At 67.1% G+C, this 15,434-nt stretch carries 8 protein-coding genes; all 8 read right to left on the bottom strand.

Features of this window, described 5'->3' with window-relative positions; all coding sequences use genetic code 11:
* Nucleotides 1-2,422: 2,422 nt before the first annotated feature.
* On the bottom strand, nucleotides 2,423-3,370 hold the full coding sequence (locus tag BKH32_RS10745; RefSeq protein ID WP_075250034.1) for a D-alanine--D-alanine ligase family protein: 948 nt from the start codon (nucleotides 3,368-3,370) through the stop codon (nucleotides 2,423-2,425).
* 8 nt (nucleotides 3,371-3,378) lie between these two features.
* A complete protein-coding gene (locus BKH32_RS10740) occupies nucleotides 3,379-4,692 on the bottom strand; it encodes a PLP-dependent aminotransferase family protein (protein ID WP_075250033.1) in 1,314 nt (437 codons plus the stop codon).
* A 223-nt stretch (nucleotides 4,693-4,915) separates the two neighbouring features.
* Nucleotides 4,916-6,355 carry a threonine synthase gene (thrC, locus tag BKH32_RS10735; RefSeq protein ID WP_075250032.1) on the bottom strand — a complete coding sequence of 480 codons (1,440 nt, stop codon included), beginning with the start codon at nucleotides 6,353-6,355 and terminating at the stop codon, nucleotides 4,916-4,918.
* Between the two features lie 224 nt (nucleotides 6,356-6,579).
* Nucleotides 6,580-6,906 carry a thioredoxin gene (gene trxA / locus BKH32_RS10730; RefSeq protein WP_075250031.1) on the bottom strand — a complete coding sequence of 109 codons (327 nt, stop codon included), beginning with the start codon at nucleotides 6,904-6,906 and terminating at the stop codon, nucleotides 6,580-6,582.
* A gap of 109 nt (nucleotides 6,907-7,015) precedes the next feature.
* A complete protein-coding gene (gene trxB, locus BKH32_RS10725; RefSeq protein WP_075250030.1) occupies nucleotides 7,016-7,942 on the bottom strand; it encodes a thioredoxin-disulfide reductase in 927 nt (308 codons plus the stop codon).
* Nucleotides 7,943-8,028: 86 nt separating this feature from the next.
* On the bottom strand, nucleotides 8,029-12,336 hold the full coding sequence (locus BKH32_RS10720; protein ID WP_075250029.1) for a lipid II flippase MurJ: 4,308 nt from the start codon (nucleotides 12,334-12,336) through the stop codon (nucleotides 8,029-8,031).
* Entirely contained in the window at nucleotides 12,333-14,789 is a 2,457-nt protein-coding gene (locus BKH32_RS10715) for a DUF6049 family protein (RefSeq protein ID WP_075250028.1), read from the bottom strand. Before BKH32_RS10715 ends, BKH32_RS10720 begins: the two co-directional genes overlap by 4 nt.
* Nucleotides 14,786-15,295, bottom strand: coding sequence for an NUDIX hydrolase (locus tag BKH32_RS10710; protein ID WP_075250027.1), 510 nt, complete (start codon nucleotides 15,293-15,295; stop codon nucleotides 14,786-14,788). The genes BKH32_RS10715 and BKH32_RS10710 overlap by 4 nt, the downstream gene beginning before the upstream one ends.
* Nucleotides 15,296-15,434: the final 139 nt, after the last annotated feature.

Raw genomic sequence — 15,434 nt, 5'->3', positions numbered from 1 at the left:
CAACCTCACAGGGAAGTACACCTAGCAACGAGGAGCACTAGGTACCTCATTCTCTGCTTACTGTAACAATCGGCACTCGGAGTACAAAGTGAAGGCCTGAGCTCAGGGTGGTGATTCAGTGTTGAGTCATGCATGAGGTGGGGGTTCTCATCGTTGTATCGGACACGCAACGCGTTGACAGAGGGACATCGGTTCGTCTATTCCTGTGGGTGACTGCTGCGGGATGACGGTCGTGCTGCCATGATGCCAATGCGATGGTTCTGAGTAGGTTTCACGTGAAACCGATTGCGGAGGGTCGGAAGGGTGTGCTCCGTGAGAACCGGTAGATGGGACCGAGCATTGTGTGTGATCCTCCGTGCTGCCGGAGGGGATGCAGTTGTGCACCCCTTCCCCAGGGGAGCGACACGTTGTTTGCTGTAACAAGGGTGGGTGAAGCGAGTATCGCGCCTGTGTGGATGATGAAGCTCATCCGCAGAGAGCGGTGCCTCCAAGCGGATCGAGGGAGTACTGCCGAGGCGGAGGAGCTCGGGAGACGTATCTGTGTAAGTCAGCGATCGCCTGCCGTGCATAGGAGACGCATGGTGAATCCAACAGCCACGACGTGTACTGCGTACTGCGGACCGATATGCTCGCGGTGGTGGTCGTGCTGCGGGGTCTGGCGTTCGGTTTCACGTGAAACCAACAGAGAGCCGGTTCCTCAGCCCTTCCCCCCAGGACGAGGCCGGCTCTCTCCCTGCGAGATGAATGAGCGGGCACCTCATGTTCTCAGCGCTGCGAAGACCAGGACTCGGGACACGGTGTGGGCACCTTCGCCAAGCATCGTCGCTCGGTACGGAGACAGAGATGGTAGGTCGCTGGACCCCACGGCCGAATCGAGCATGTAGTACTCCAATGCACCAGTAATGAACAGGTTTCACGTGAAACCACGGAGAATGACGGAGAACAGTTGCATGACATGTACCGCGACGAGCCAACGGTGTGCGAGGTGCGTGGGAAGAGAACGGCTCAGCAGGTCCCGCTCACGGTGGGATCGAATAATGCCAGCGCTATGAGTGGGTGCATCCAGGGAAACAAAGATGATCATTCCGGGGTCGGTTTCCGCCCTCCACCATGACCAGGCGCCGGACTTGTTCGGCGGCGACATGTGAACACGCTCCCCGATAGGGGTACAGAGTTTGAGCTGCGGGGTGACGTCGTTCACGAAGAGAGGGGGCTGGAGACAGCCCATCGTCGTCTGCAACTGGTCCGATGACGGCTCTCAGCCAGCCCGGTGGGGAGTGATGCTCTCAGGGAGACGGCGTATGTCAGAGAGAGTGTCTCTGTATGGGAATCCCCGGGGCAAACCTGAGGGAGCAAACATGAGGGAGGAGGCTTCCACCCTCCAAGAGCACACCGATCCTCTCTCCCGTGGTGCAACGGCATACTGACCAGGCCCCGTGGGCCCGGCAACTGGTGTGATGCTGTGAGCGGGATCTTGTTTCACGTGAAACACGGAATGCAATGCCCGACTGTTCCAACGGAATGGTGACGTTACGGGCCTCCCCTGATCGGAGGCCTCGACGACGCCTCGGCCTCGCGGGTGGAATGGGAGTGCGTACAAAGCTCTTCCTGTACTTCTCCGCCCTTCGTTGCTTCATAGGCTCCTGAACGCGCAGCGTGTGACGGGAATATGGGTGTCTTCCGCAATGCATGACGGTGGTTCCCGTTCCGGTTGCCCAGGAGGAGCGTTGCTCGCGCAAGAAGCACATTGGCGTGCGAGGGAAGCTACAGGTGTACCGAGCGCACTTGAGAGTCTCTCGGCGACACGGTTGACGGTTGGTTTCACGTGAAACAAGCGCAATTGCTCCGCCTTCGCCAGCACATGACGGCGATTGAGAACTTCGTTCATCTGAGATGAAGTGTTCGCTCCCCGATGTTATGACGGCGTTGATCATGCATCGGAAGGAGGTCGGGTGGGTGAAGGCATGAAGGACGTGAGTGCGGGACAGATCGCTCCACCGATGAAGGAGTCGGAGAAGCACTGTCACAGGCGTGAGAGCAGAGGAGAACATGGCGGTAGGTTTCACGTGAAACACTGAGGATTCTGTGTCTCCCGAGGCATCGTCTTCCCGCGTGCGACGCCGATACTGGTCCTGGAGGAGGGACATCGGGACTGGTCCGAGTGAAGCCCCCTGCCCTGTTCTGAATACGGTAGTCCACAACGACCGGTGAATGACCTCGTCCCTCAACGGCGGATGGACACGCACCGGGTCCTGTTTCACGTGAAACCAACGACCCTGATCCTGTCCGCGATGAACTCATACTGGGAAGACGGAGCGGATATCGATATGGACTTAACGGCACTGCGGGACGGGAACTAAGAACAACGGTGGCTCCACTCGACATGAGTGGAGCCACCGTTTCACGTGAAACCGAGGCGGCATTACGGATGAACCAGTGGGTTCCTCACCAATGCGTCATACAGCTCCTCCAGTGACCCCTCTGCCTTGGCGGCAATAGGCAGGAGGGATGTCTCCGTCATTCCCGGAATGACGTTGACGTCGATGAACCATGGAGTCCCCTCATCGTCGAGAATCAAGTCGGTGCGCGAGAGATTGCCCAGCCCGAGGGTGGTGTGAACCGTGACCGCCGTGGTTCTCACCATCTCGATGACTGCGTCATCCAGCCGGGCCGGAACGAAGTACTCTGAGCGGCCCGGGTTGTACCGCGCATCAAAGTCGTACCGCCCATCGGTGACGACCTCAACGGGAGGAAGCGCACGTGGCCCCTCTCCTGTATCGACGACGGAGACCGCCAGCTCTGTCCCCGGGACATAACGCTCAATCAGGGCTCGCTCGTCATAAGCGAAGCAGGCCACCATCGCGGAGCGCAGCTCGTCCGCCGTCGATGCGTACGAGACCCCAAGGCCGGAGCCCCCCTGATGAGGCTTGACGACCACCGGCAGTCCCAGATGACCCGCCACGACGGTGAGAACCTCCTGGGTCCCCAGTTGACTGAAATAGGACTGTGGAAGCGTCAATGAATCAGGAGTAATCACTCCGCCGGTACGAACGCTTGCCTTAGCCGTCGGTTTGAAAGAGGCCCGCTGGCAGCCGTCCGAGTGTGTACCGACATACGGCAGTCCCAGGGAGATGAGCACATTCTGAAGCCCCCCGTCCTCCCCGGGGCCGCCGTGGACCAAGGGCCAGACGACGTCGGGCCCGAAAGTCTTGAGCGATCCAATGGTGCGTGCGTCAATGTCCAGGACGAGGACGGTATGCCCGAGGTGCTTGAGCACCTGGGCGACACGATGCCCCGAGCGCAGGGAGATGTCGCGCTCGTGGCTCAATCCGCCGGCGAGGACGGCGATACGGAGTGGAGACTGGTTCATCGTCAACCTCAGATCTGGTCGGGTGCGGGCGCGTGGACGCCCTCGGACGGATGGGGACTGTGAGTGGGGCCGAACAGGCTCAGCAGCTCGAGATCGCGGGTCACGACGCCGGACAGCCTCCGTACCCCTTCACGGATCTCTGCAGGCTCGGGATAGCAGAAGGACAACCGAAGGTGGTCCTGCCCCGCCCTGCCGCCGGCGTAGAAGGCCGTGCCGGAGACGTAGGCGACCAGGCTCGTGACCGCGCGTGGCAGCATGTCCTTGGCGTCGAGTCCCTCGGGAAGCCCGACCCACACGTAGAAGCCTCCGTCGGGCACGTTCCAGTGGCACATGGGCAGGAACTCCTCCAGTGCCGAGACCATGGCGTCGCGCCGCTCCTGGTACATGACCCGGAAGTCCAGGATCTGCTGCTTCCAGTCGAACTGCTCCAGGTACATGGAGATCGAGAACTGACCCACCGACGACGGGCACAGGATGGCCGCCTCGGAGGCCAGCTTCATCTTCTCCCGCACGGCCGGCGGGGCCACCGCCCAGCCCACGCGGTAACCCGGAGCGAAGATCTTGGAGAAGGAGCCCAGGTAGACGACGTCGTCGGGCGCGAGGGTCTTGAGCGCGGTGTAGGTCTGCCCCTCGAAGCCCAGAAGACCGTAGGGATTGTCCTCCACGATGAGGATGTGGTGGCGTCGGCAGATCTCAACGACCTGCCGACGGCGCTCCTCGGTGAGCGTCACTCCTGCGGGGTTATGGAAGTTGGGGAGGCAGTAGAAGAACTTGATACGGCGCCCCTCGCGCGTGAGGCGGACGATCGTCTCCTCCAGGGCATGCGGGATGACGCCCCCGGCATCAATGGGTACCTGTTGTACGTCGGCCTGGTAGGTCGCGAAGATCGACAGTGAGCCGACGTACGTGGGCGCTTCGGTCAGGACGACGTCGCCGGGGTCGACGAAGAGCTCGGTGATGATGTCGACGGCCTGCTGAGAGCCGGTGGTGACGATGACGTCCTCAGGGTCGGCCCTGATGCCCTCCAGAGCCATGACCTCGGTGATCTGCTCGCGCAGCCGCGGCAGTCCCTGGCCGTTCCCGTACTGCAGCGCCCGGCCGCCGTCCTCCCGGATCATCCGCGCGGTGGCCTCGGCCAGGCGCTCCATCGGGAGGTCCTTGAGGTTGGGCATTCCGCCGGCAAGGGAGACGACCTCGGGACGGGAGGCGACGGCGAACAGGGACCGTGTCTCCGAGGCACGCAGACCGTGGGCTCGTGCCGCGTAGCTGTCCAGCCACGGATCGAGTCGATTGCCCTTCACCTGGTTACTGCTCTCACTCATCTGCGGTCCTTCCTTGGTCGCCACGGATGCGTCCGTGGACCTAAGTCTGCCACGGACCCAGCCGTGCTCAGCAGCCGGCGCGGGCAGGACTAATCCGCGGTGTTTCACGTGAAACACGCTCATCGCCGCGTCGTGGGGACGGTGCGTGGGCCGGAGAAGAACGCGCCGCGCATCGTGGGCACGATGCGCGGCGGGTGTCAGTAGCCTTGCGGGCCGACCTTGTTCAGCGGCTCAGGGCCCGCTCCTCAATGAGGGCACGCAAGGGAGCCTCCTCGTTGTCGATCGTTTCGACCTTCTGGGGCCGGGCGAGCAGATCGGCGACGACGTCGGGAGTCTCCGGCTCTCTGCCAAGTGCTTCAGCCACGGTCTGCGGGAACTTCGCGGCCTTGGCGGTCTCCATGACGAGCGTGGGGAAACCGGGCTCCATGATGCGCAGAGCGACCGTGACGCCGTCGGCCGTGTGCGGGTCGATGAGCCGGCCGGAGCGCTCCTTGACGCTGCGGATGGCCTCCAGGCGGTCGGCGTGCGAGGACGTGCCGGCCACGAAGCCGAACTCCTCGCGCAGGCGCGGGAGCTGATCGCGCAGGTCGAGCACGCCGGTGGTCTCCAGCTCCGCCCAGCGCTGCACGAAGACCTCGGGGCCCAGCAGCACCCAGATGAAGCGCTCCAGGTTGGAGGCCTTCGAGATGTCCATCGACGGGCTGGAGGTGGCCAGGGTGTCCGCCGCCGAACGGGGGCGGTAGATGCCGGTGGTGAAGAACTCCTCGAGCACGTTGTTCTCATTGGTGGCCAGAATGAGACGACGGATCGGCACCCCTATGGACCGGGCCAGGAAACCGGCGTAGATGTTGCCGAAGTTGCCCGAGGGCACGCACACATCGACCCGGTAGCCGGCGCGGCGCCCCTCCTCCACCGCGTCGGTGACCCGCAGCCAGGACCACACGTAGTAGACGGCCTGCGCGGCGATCCGGCCGATGTTGATGGAGTTGACGGCGCCCAGGTGATGGGCGGCCTTGAATGCCGCGTCGTTGTTCAGCGCCTTGACCAGCGCCTGGCAGTCGTCGAAGACGCCACGCACCGCGATGTTGTGGATATTGGCGTCCTGGAGGGTGTACATCTGAGCGCGCTGCACCGGGCTCATGCGGCCGGCCGGCGAGAGCATGAAGACGTTGACGCCCTCCTGCCCCCTGAAGGCGTGCTCGGCCGCCGAACCGGTGTCGCCGGAGGTGGCGCCCAGGATATTGAGAACCTGGCCGTGCTTGGCCAGGACATAGGGAATCGCCTGCCCCAGGAACTGCATGGCCAGGTCCTTGAAGGCCATCGTCGGCCCCTCGGACAGGCCCACGAGGGCGAGGCCGTCGGCGACGTCGTCGAGCCCGGTGACAGGGACGACCGGCTGCGGGAACCTCTCCGCACCGTAGGCGGCCCGGGTCAGCTCGGCGAGGTCCTCCCGAGGAATGTCGGTGGCGAACAGACCGATGACCTCCGTGGCCAGGTCGGCGTAGCCCAAGGGCCGCCAAGCCTCGATCTGCTCGGGGCTCAGGGCGGGCAGACGGCTCGGTACCGCCAGGCCACCGTCAGGCGCCAGGCCCGCCAGAAGAACGTCCGTGAACCCGGCTGCCGCCATCTGGCCACGGGTGGAGATGTACTGGGTGTGTTGCATGTGCCGCCTTCTTGCCGTGTCGCATGCCCTGGTGCCGCGTGCGATTCCGGTGCGATTCTACGGGGCCGTGACGGCGGGTGACAGATGCGGTGACGGCCGGCCCGACGACGGAACCAGACATCAGACAACCGGTGGGACAGCACATCGGCCCCGCCGAGACACCTGAGAGGCGGCTCGGCGAGGCCGACGTGTGAGGTTTAGAAGGAAGGGTGGAGGCCCCGGGCTCAGGCCAGGACCTTCTCCACCTCGGCCTTGAAGGAGGCCTTCGGGCGCGAGCCGGCGAACTGGTGGAAGACCTCGCCGTCGCGCACCACCGCGAAGCTCGGGATGGAACGCACGCCGTAGGACGCGGCCGTGGCCGGGTTGGCGTCCACATCGACCTTGACGAACTTGACCTTGCCACCGAAGTCGGCGGCGACCTCGTCCACGATCGGCGCCATCTGACGGCAGGGGCCGCACCACTCGGCCCAGAAGTCGACGACGACGGGCACCTCGGACTTGAGGACCTCCTCCTTGAAGGTGGCGTCGGTGACGGCGAGAGCCTCGGACATGATTGTTCTCCTCGAACGTTGTGAATGGGTGAGTCGGGATGGGACGGGGGCGGCTCTGCGACGTCGGCGGAGCCGGCCCCGCCCTGCGTTGAGCGGAGCGAGCCGGCCCTCAGGCCTGAAGAGTGGTCAGGTAGTGCTCGGCGTCCAGGGCCGCGCGGCAGCCGGAACCGGCCGCCGTGATCGCCTGCTGGTAGGTGGGGTCGGCGACGTCACCGCAGGCGAAGACCCCGGGGATGCGGGTGCGCTGAGAGGGCACCTCGACCTTGATGTAGCCGGCCTCGTCGAGCTCGAGGACGTCGGCGACGAGCTCGCTGCGCGGCACCTGACCGATGGCGACGAACAGACCCGTGGCCTCGAGGTGGCGGTGCTCCCCGGTGACGGTGTCCTCCAGGGTGACACCGGTCAGCGAGTCCTCACCGTGAAGCTCGATGACCCGCGAGTTCCAGGCGAAGGAGATCTTCGGGTCCTTCTGGGCGCGCTTGGCCATGACGGCCGAGGCGCGCAGCTCGTCGCGGCGGTGGACCACCGTCACGGAGCGGGCGAAGCGGGTCAGGAAGGTGGCCTCCTCCATGGCCGAGTCCCCACCACCGACGACGACGATGTCCTGGTCCTTGAAGAAGAACCCGTCGCAGGTGGCGCAGTAGGACACGCCGTGGCCGGAGAGGCGCACCTCCCCGTCGATGCCCAGGTGCCGGTACTCCGAGCCGGTGGAGATGATGACCGTGCGGGCCTCGTAGACGCCGTCGGAGGTGGTGATGCGCTTGACGTCGCCCTCCAGCTCGAGGGCGGTGACGTCCTCGTAGCGGATGTCGGCGCCGAAGCGCTCGGCCTGCTCCTGCATCTGGGTCATGAGCTCAGGACCCATGATGCCCTCGACGAAGCCGGGGTAGTTCTCCACCTCGGTCGTGTTCATCAGGGCGCCGCCCGCAGTCACCGAACCGGCCAGGATGACCGGATCGAGCTGGGCGCGGGCCGCGTAGATGGCGGCTGTGTAGCCGGCGGGACCGGAGCCGACGATGACGACGTCGTGAATCATGACTCTCCTGACGAGCGGATGGGGGACGCAGTGCGCGATCGCCTAAGGTAACTGGTAATCAATACAGTCTGTTCCCGGAGAAGGTCTTATTTAATTGTGACCTCAGTCACCGTCGCCTTGTAGGGGTACTCGCCGGGCTCATTGTTCTTCGGCAGCTGGATCACCCTGATGACGAGGGTGTCGACCTCCTGGGGATTGTCGACCTTGAGGGTGGTGCTCCCCGAGGTGAAGGGACCCTGGGCGAGGACCGTACCGCCGTCGGCGTTGTTGATGTCCGTGGCGCGGACCTCGACCTGCCCGCCCTCGTTGGTGCCCTGCAAGTCGATCTCAGAGACCTTGGCGCGGTTCTTGAGCTTGATCTCGATGTCGATCGGCTGGCTCAGGTCCTGACTGCTGGTGTTGTGAGAGAACCAGGGGTGGCTCGTGTCCCCGTCAGCGAGGTACTGCTGGTTGTTGGCCGCCTGCGAGCTCGGGTTGTTGACCACGTTCACACCGGCGATCTCGGGCTTGGACGCAGCCGGCTGGGGCGCGGGCTGCTGGCTGCCCCCACCGCCGTTCTGCTGAGCACTGGCCGAGGGAACGGTGTCCGCGGCCGCGCGGTCCTTGTCCGCGAAGGGGATGCCGATCGTCTGGTAGACGATGTAGCTGGCCGCCACGAGCAAGGCGATGACCATGAGGACGAAGGTGACCAGGACGGAGCTGGTCGTGCGCTGCTCGCGGCGAACGGCCTCGGGGTCGATCTCCTCGTCCTCGTCGTCATCGAAGGCCGGGAAGCTGCCGGTGAAGGGCTCGGCCGGAACCGGTGCCGGCCCGGGGACCGTCTCGGAGGCGGTCGACAGGACATTCGGGATCGGGTTCGCCGGCCCGGTGACCTGGACGTAGACGTTGTCGGACTGCTCCTGCGCAGGTGCCGGCTCGGGCTGCTGCGGATCAGGGGCCTGCGTGGCCGGTGCTGCGGCAACGGAGGCCGCCTCGATGACGGAGGTCTGCTCGGCAGACGCATCGGAGACGGCGGGCGCGGATGGTGCCGGCTCCGGCTGAACCGGTACGGGCGCCACCTGCCCTGCCGGTGCGCTGACCGTGGTGCTCTTGCCGGCACCACTGCGCCGCAGCCTGTCCAGGACTCCACGCGCCGCGTTGGCGACACCGGCACCCGCGGCACTGACGGCGGCCGACGTACCCGCGGAGGCGCTGCTCCCACCGGCGGCGGTGCCGCTCGACGAGGGGCGCTGGGACGAGGGGACCTGCGTCGGTCCGGCTTCACGGTAGCCGGTCACCTGGTCCCAAGTGCCCAGTGATCGCGCCACCTCCGCCGAGGAGATGGGGGGCTGGCTGCTCCAGGTGCGCTCGCACAGCTCATCCAGAATCGGGTCGATTCCCGGCACGAGTGTGGAGGGCTTGACCGGGACTCCGCCCAGCCTGGGTGCGGAGGGAATGCCTGGGCGCTTGCCCGGCCACCGGCCGGTCAGACCGTAGTAGAGGATCTCCACCAGGGAGCGGGCGTCGGCGCGGTCGGCGGCCGTCGGGTCATGACCGGCGACCCGGTTCTCCAGATCGAGGGCGGCGGCCTCGATCCCCAGGCCGCTGACCTTCACCCTTCCGTCGGGAAGAACGCGGATGGACTCGGGAGACAGGTTGAGGTGGTGCAGGCCCTTGCGAGCACCGGCGTCGAGCGCCTGCGCGGTCTCTCCGATGATGGCGCGCGCCTGCGCCGGGGGCATGCCCCGGGAGACCAGGGAGGAGAAGGTGCGTCCGGTCAGCGGCTCGGTGATGATGACGGAGGGCTCGGCGCGCTCGACGTCATAGACCTGCTGAAGACGCTGGTCCTCGACCAGCACCGCCCTGCTGGCCGACTCCAGGACATTGTCGCGATGAAGCGTCGCGTCGGTGAGAACCAGGATCGTGACGTCGCGATCCAGGATCGTGTCGACGCCACGGTGCCTGACAATGCGCGGCAGGGTGGTGGACAGCGTTCCCAGGAGCCCGTAGCGGCCACTGCCGATCGGCGTCGCCTCCGACATACGTCTCCTTCCTTGAGATGGTTGTCCATCTGAACCAGTTGACCCCATCGTAACTGTCTGCGGGCTCCAGACCGGGGTGATGTGGCCCGTGTGGGCAGAGGTGTGTGACGGGTGGAGAACTGACTGCCCTGTGGCCACCCGGGACGGAGGAATACTGGGCGGCAGTGACGGCGGGATACTCCCGGGTGCGTTGGCCGGGACGTGCCCCGGGGTGAGCCAGTGGTGGGAGGAACCGGCTGTCGCACCTGCGCTCGGGGGCGGTGGCGGAGCCGTGGCCTGCGAGGCTGCCGGTGGCAGCGGTGCCGGTGGGTAGATGGGCTGCCCGTCGTGAGGGTGGCCCGCCGTGGCCTGAGACGGGTGGCCGCCTGCTGGCTGGGACCCCATTTGACCCGGCTGTCCCCAGGAGTGGGTCTGTGCCTGAGCAGGCGGCGGCGGTGCGGACGGTACCGCCTGGGCGCCGCCGGAGGTGTAGCCAACAGCACCATGCGCCGTCGCGCCCGTTGAAACACCGGAGGGGCCTGAGATCGGCTGAGCCGGTGGCGGCGGTGGCGGCGGTGGCGGAGGCGTCTGGACGGCGGCCATTTGAGCGGTCGCCTGAGCCTGCGGCTGCGCCGGTGACAACCAGGCCGCCGCCGCCAGGACCGCTCGCCCGGGTGCACCGGGCAGACGACGACCGAGCGTGGACAGGATCCGTGAGAAGGGCCGGAAGGCGACCGTGATCTCCTCGATCCTGATGATGCGCCCCATCAGCAGGTAGATGAGCGACATGACGGTGGCGACGACGGCGATGTGCCCGAGTGCCGCCGACATGTTGGCCAGGGAGGAGTCGGCGTCGATGTCACCGAGCATCGCATTGAGCAGGAGCCCGACGACGACCGCGGGCGCCACCGCCATGATGAGACGCAGGTGGGTGGTGACGATCTTGCGGCCGTCGAGGCTGGGCAGGTGGGAGCGCATCATGGGGATGACCACCACGCAGCCCCCGATCTGGCTGATCGTGTTGGCCGCGCCCGCCCAGGCCATCCAGTGGTTGGCCGGGGCGACGAAGTAGGCCAGGACGCACAGGATCACGGGGATGACGCCGACGACGACGTCGGCCAGCAGCAGCCGCTTGGTGTCGGAGTAGGCCAGCATCACCCGCTGGGTCCCGAACCAGATCCCCTGCGGGACGATGCCCAGCGCCAGCGCGATGAGCATGGGGGCGCTGGCCTGGGCCTCGGGCAGGGTGATCGAGGGGGTGAAGAGCTGCAGGGCCGGGACGGCCAGGACGCAGATGCCCGCGGTGGCCAGCACCGTGAAGACGCCCGCCGAGCGCAGTCCCAGGGAGAGGTCCTTACGCACGCCGGCCGCATCCCCGGCCGCGGCCTTCTCACTCATCCGGGTGAACAGGGCCGTGATGATGGAGGTGACCACGAGGGACTGGGGCAGCATGTACACCAGGTAGGCGTTGAGCCACATGGTCGTGGAGGGCACGATGACGTTCGCGTACTCGGGCTGCTCGGAGGCCGTGACCGCGTAGGAGCCCAGGTTGGAGGTGATCCAGTTGCTCAGGCTGGCCACGCCCACCCCGGCCAGCGCCCACAGGGCCACCTTGACGGTCTTGCCCAGCCCCAGGCCCCGCACCCCGAAGATGATGCGCGGCCGGAACCCGGAGCGCACCAGGGGGATGTAGAGGATCAGCGCCTGAACCGCGATGCCCAGGGTCGTCGTCGCCCCGATGAGAGTGATCCGGCTCCAGTCCCAGACCTCTGCGCCTTCACCAGCGGTGTAGCGACCGTAGAGATGGAGGTAGAACAGGATCGAGGCGATCGAGATGATGTTGTTGAGCACCGGGGACCACATGTAGGGCCCGAAGCTCGAGCGGGCGTTGAGCACCTGCCCCCACAGGGCGTACAGGCCGTAGAAGAAGACCTGCGGCATGAACCAGAACGCGAAGGCGAAGGACAGCGTGCGCCACTGCCCCTGGGCCAAGGAGTTGGCGTTGAGGGTGAAGATGAGGGGCGCGGCCGCGGTCGCGATGCACGTGACCGCCAGCATGAGCGTGGCCGCGGCGGTCAAGAGACGATTGACGACTTCCTCACCGTTGCGCCGTCGGAGCGCCTGGACGATCTGCGGCACCAGGATCGCGTTGAGGATCCCGCCGATCATCATGTTGTACAGGTAGGTGGGCAGGTTGTTGGCCGTGTTGAAGGCGTCGGCGGCCCCCGACCCGGTGGCGCCCAGCGCCATGACGATCAGGGCGTTTCGCACCATGCCCAGGATGCGGGAGACCAGGGTCCCCGAGGCCATGATGGCCGAGGAGCGCGCCAGGGAGGCCTGGCTGCGCCCCTGGGAGAGGGAGCGCCGGGCTCGTGCGTGCTTGATCATGCTCATGCCGTCTCCTGTGCAGCCGGGGCCACTGCGGTGCGGCGGCCTCGTCGTACTGTCCTCACCGTACCGATCACCACGATGGAGACCAGGACCCCGACGATGATGCCGGTGCCGCGTCCCTCCCAGTCGGCGCGCACTCGCATGTTGACGGTGGTGGGTGTGCCCACGGTGGTGCCGTCGGCGGCGAGCACCTGCACCGTCAGGCCCACGTCGCCCGAGCCGACGGCCTGGATCGGCACCGTGACCTTGGCCTGCTGATGGGCCGGGACCCTGACGGTGGTGGTGCGTGGGACCTGGAGGCGCTTGTTGTTCGAGATCAAGGAGACCTGGACCGTGACGTCCTGGCTCAGGGAGGAGGTGATGCGCACCGGCAGCTGCGCCTCGGAGCTGATGACATTGATGGTCGACGACGGCACCGCGGCCAGCGAGGAGGTGACGTCGGCCCCGGCCGCCTCGGCAGCCGGAACCTGGGCGATACGGGTCTTGGGGTCGGCCCGCCAGGACGCTGAGGAGACCACCGCCTCCAGGCTGGTGTAGTCGCCCAGCAGTGCGGCCGGCTCGGAGAGCACGGAGGAGATCGACTGCAGGGTTGTGGCCGTACGGCCGGCGGCGGCGAGGGTGTCGGCGGACAGCTCGTTGGTGTCGATCACCACATCCGGCAGCTCGGAGCGCTCGATCCGTGAGGTGCCCTCGGCCACGGCCGCGACCTCCTCCTGGGCTCGCTCCTGGAGGGCGGACAGAGGCTGGGACTGGACCCAGGGGACCGAGCGCAGGGCGGCCACCCGCTCCCGCACGACCGACGACTGCACGGCGGAGGCGGCCTGGCGGGGCATCGCCACGACGATGTTCCGCTCCAGCGCCGGGGCCTGGCGGGTCAGGATGGCACTGTTGCCGCGCAGCAGCTGGCGGGTGTCGAGTGCGGAGGCCTGGGCGCTCTGGGTGGTCGGGGTGCCCTGATCGGAGGCAGTGGGCTTGGCGTCCTCACCGGTGAGCGCTCCCGACAGGGACTGCTCCGGGATGAGGACCGCGTGCTCCCCGGAGGCGCTCAGACCGGAGGGGGTGTAGGTGAGCTCGTCGGCCGGCGGCAAGGACTCCGGTGAGGTGATGATGGTCGACGCCGGCTGCGCCAGCGCATTGACCGTGGTGGCGTCCGTGGCGCTGGAGGCCAACCAGGCCACCGACGTCGGGGCCCCCGCCTTGACGATGGCCGACTCCTGGGTGTGCCGTGCGGCGGTCTCGATGAGGCTCGTCTGCTGCAGGTGCGCCAGAGCCGCGGTGTCGGAGTCGCCCCATGGCAGAGCCACCAGGCTGTCGGTGTGGATGGCCCGTGCGAGAGCGGCGGAGAGCTGGATGACCTCGTTGGAGGCCTGCGGGGCCTTGCCCGACGGTGAGGCCGCGGTGGTGCCCCCCGCCTGCGGGGACGGGGTGGTGCTTGCCGAGGGGACCGTCGTCGACGGTGCGGTCGGGGACGATGAGCCGGAGGAGTCGGTGCCCTGGGGCGCCTGAGGGGAGGCATCCGGCGTGGAGGGCTGGGAGCCGCTGTTGCGGGCGGCCTGCTCCAGGCTGGCCGTGGTGACGCCGAGGGCCTCGATCAGCGCCGGGTCGACGGCGACGACGACGCCGTCGCCGGCCATGCTCACCAGGCCGAGGATCCGGCTGTGGATGCGACCGAGGGCCTCCGTGCGCTCCTTGGTGCGTGGAGCGGACAGCACCGTCATCTCCTGCGCGGAGGCGGTGACCGGCAGGAAGACGGTCATGCGCACCGATGCGGCGGAGGTGCCGCTGTCCCACACGAGGATGCTGCGGTCCTGGGCCAGGGAGACGTCCTGAGCCGTCAGAGCGACGGAGACGCCGCGCGGCCCCCACTGGTCAGTGCTGGTCAGCGGCAGTTCGCCGGCGGGGATGGTGATGGAGAACTGGGAGACGCCCCCCGGCTGGAGGTCGTGACCCAGTGGGACCGTGAACGGGTCCGACAGTCCCGACTCATCGGTCCCGGTCAGCCACCTGCTCAGGCCCCGACTCGTGGCCTCCGTGGATCGCTGCACCCGAGTCACCAGGTCCGCCCCGGTAATGGTCTGAGCGGTTCCGTTGGTGATGGTGCCGGTCAGGTTGAGGTCCTGGTCGGAGTGCAGCACCTCGGGGGCCAGGGCGTCGATGCTCACAGTCACCTGGTTGGCGGTCTTCTCGCCCGACGCCGCCGGGGCCGAGGAGGAGGCCGTCGTCGCGGACGACGTCGCCGGGGCGAGCGGTGCGACCTCAGCGGAGAGCCCGCCGGACTGCGCGACCAGGAGCGCGCCGGGGCTCCGGTTCGCCTCGGCCGTGGGCAGCGCGATCACCGGCCACATCACCAGGCCGACCACACCCAGCAGGGCGGCGATGGTCACCATCGCCCTGCTCCGCAACCGGGAGCCCAGCGTGGTGACCACCTTCGCGCACACAGAGGTGGTGCCCGTCATCCATCCCCCACCAGGATGTCCCAGGCCGCTGCCACGATACGGCGCTCGTTGGGGTAGGCCAGGCGGTGGGAGACGACGTCGAGGGCGACCCACTCGACGTCCTCGGCCTCATGGTCCGGGTCGTTCTCCGTGGTCAGGGTGCCGCTGACCGCCTCCAGCAGGAAATGGTGCACCACCTTGTGGACACGGTGCTCGTGGCCGGCGAACCAGTAGTCGATGGTCGCCAGGTGGCGAAGAACCCGACCGGTGATCCCGGTCTCCTCCATGATCTCGCGGACCGCGGCCTGCTCGGGGGTCTCCGTGCCCTCCAGGTGCCCCTTGGGCAGGCACCACTCCAGCCGCCCGCCCCGGTTGCGCCGGGCGATGACCGCGGTGAAGGCCTGCCCGTTCTGAACGTCGACGACCAGGCCGCCGGCACTGGTCTCGTTGACGATCGGCAGGGCGCGTGCACTCGCCCGGTGGGCCGGGTTTCCGGCGCGGGGCGTGCGAGTGCGTGGGGATGGCATGGGGACACTCTAGGGCGTTCGGACCGCCGGGCGCCGCTGGCCGAGTACGTCGTCGCACACAACTGCGCCATCTGCGGACGGACCTGCGCTGCGGAACGGGCCCGCCCGGGCGAGATGGTCCTCACCAACAGGGCGGCTG

Origin of the sequence: Actinomyces oris, assembly GCF_001929375.1 — a bacterium.
Classification (GTDB): Bacteria; Actinomycetota; Actinomycetes; order Actinomycetales; family Actinomycetaceae; genus Actinomyces; species Actinomyces oris_B.
The sequence above is the reverse complement of the archived record's forward strand: the minus strand, read 5'-3'. Positions and strand labels throughout refer to the sequence as shown.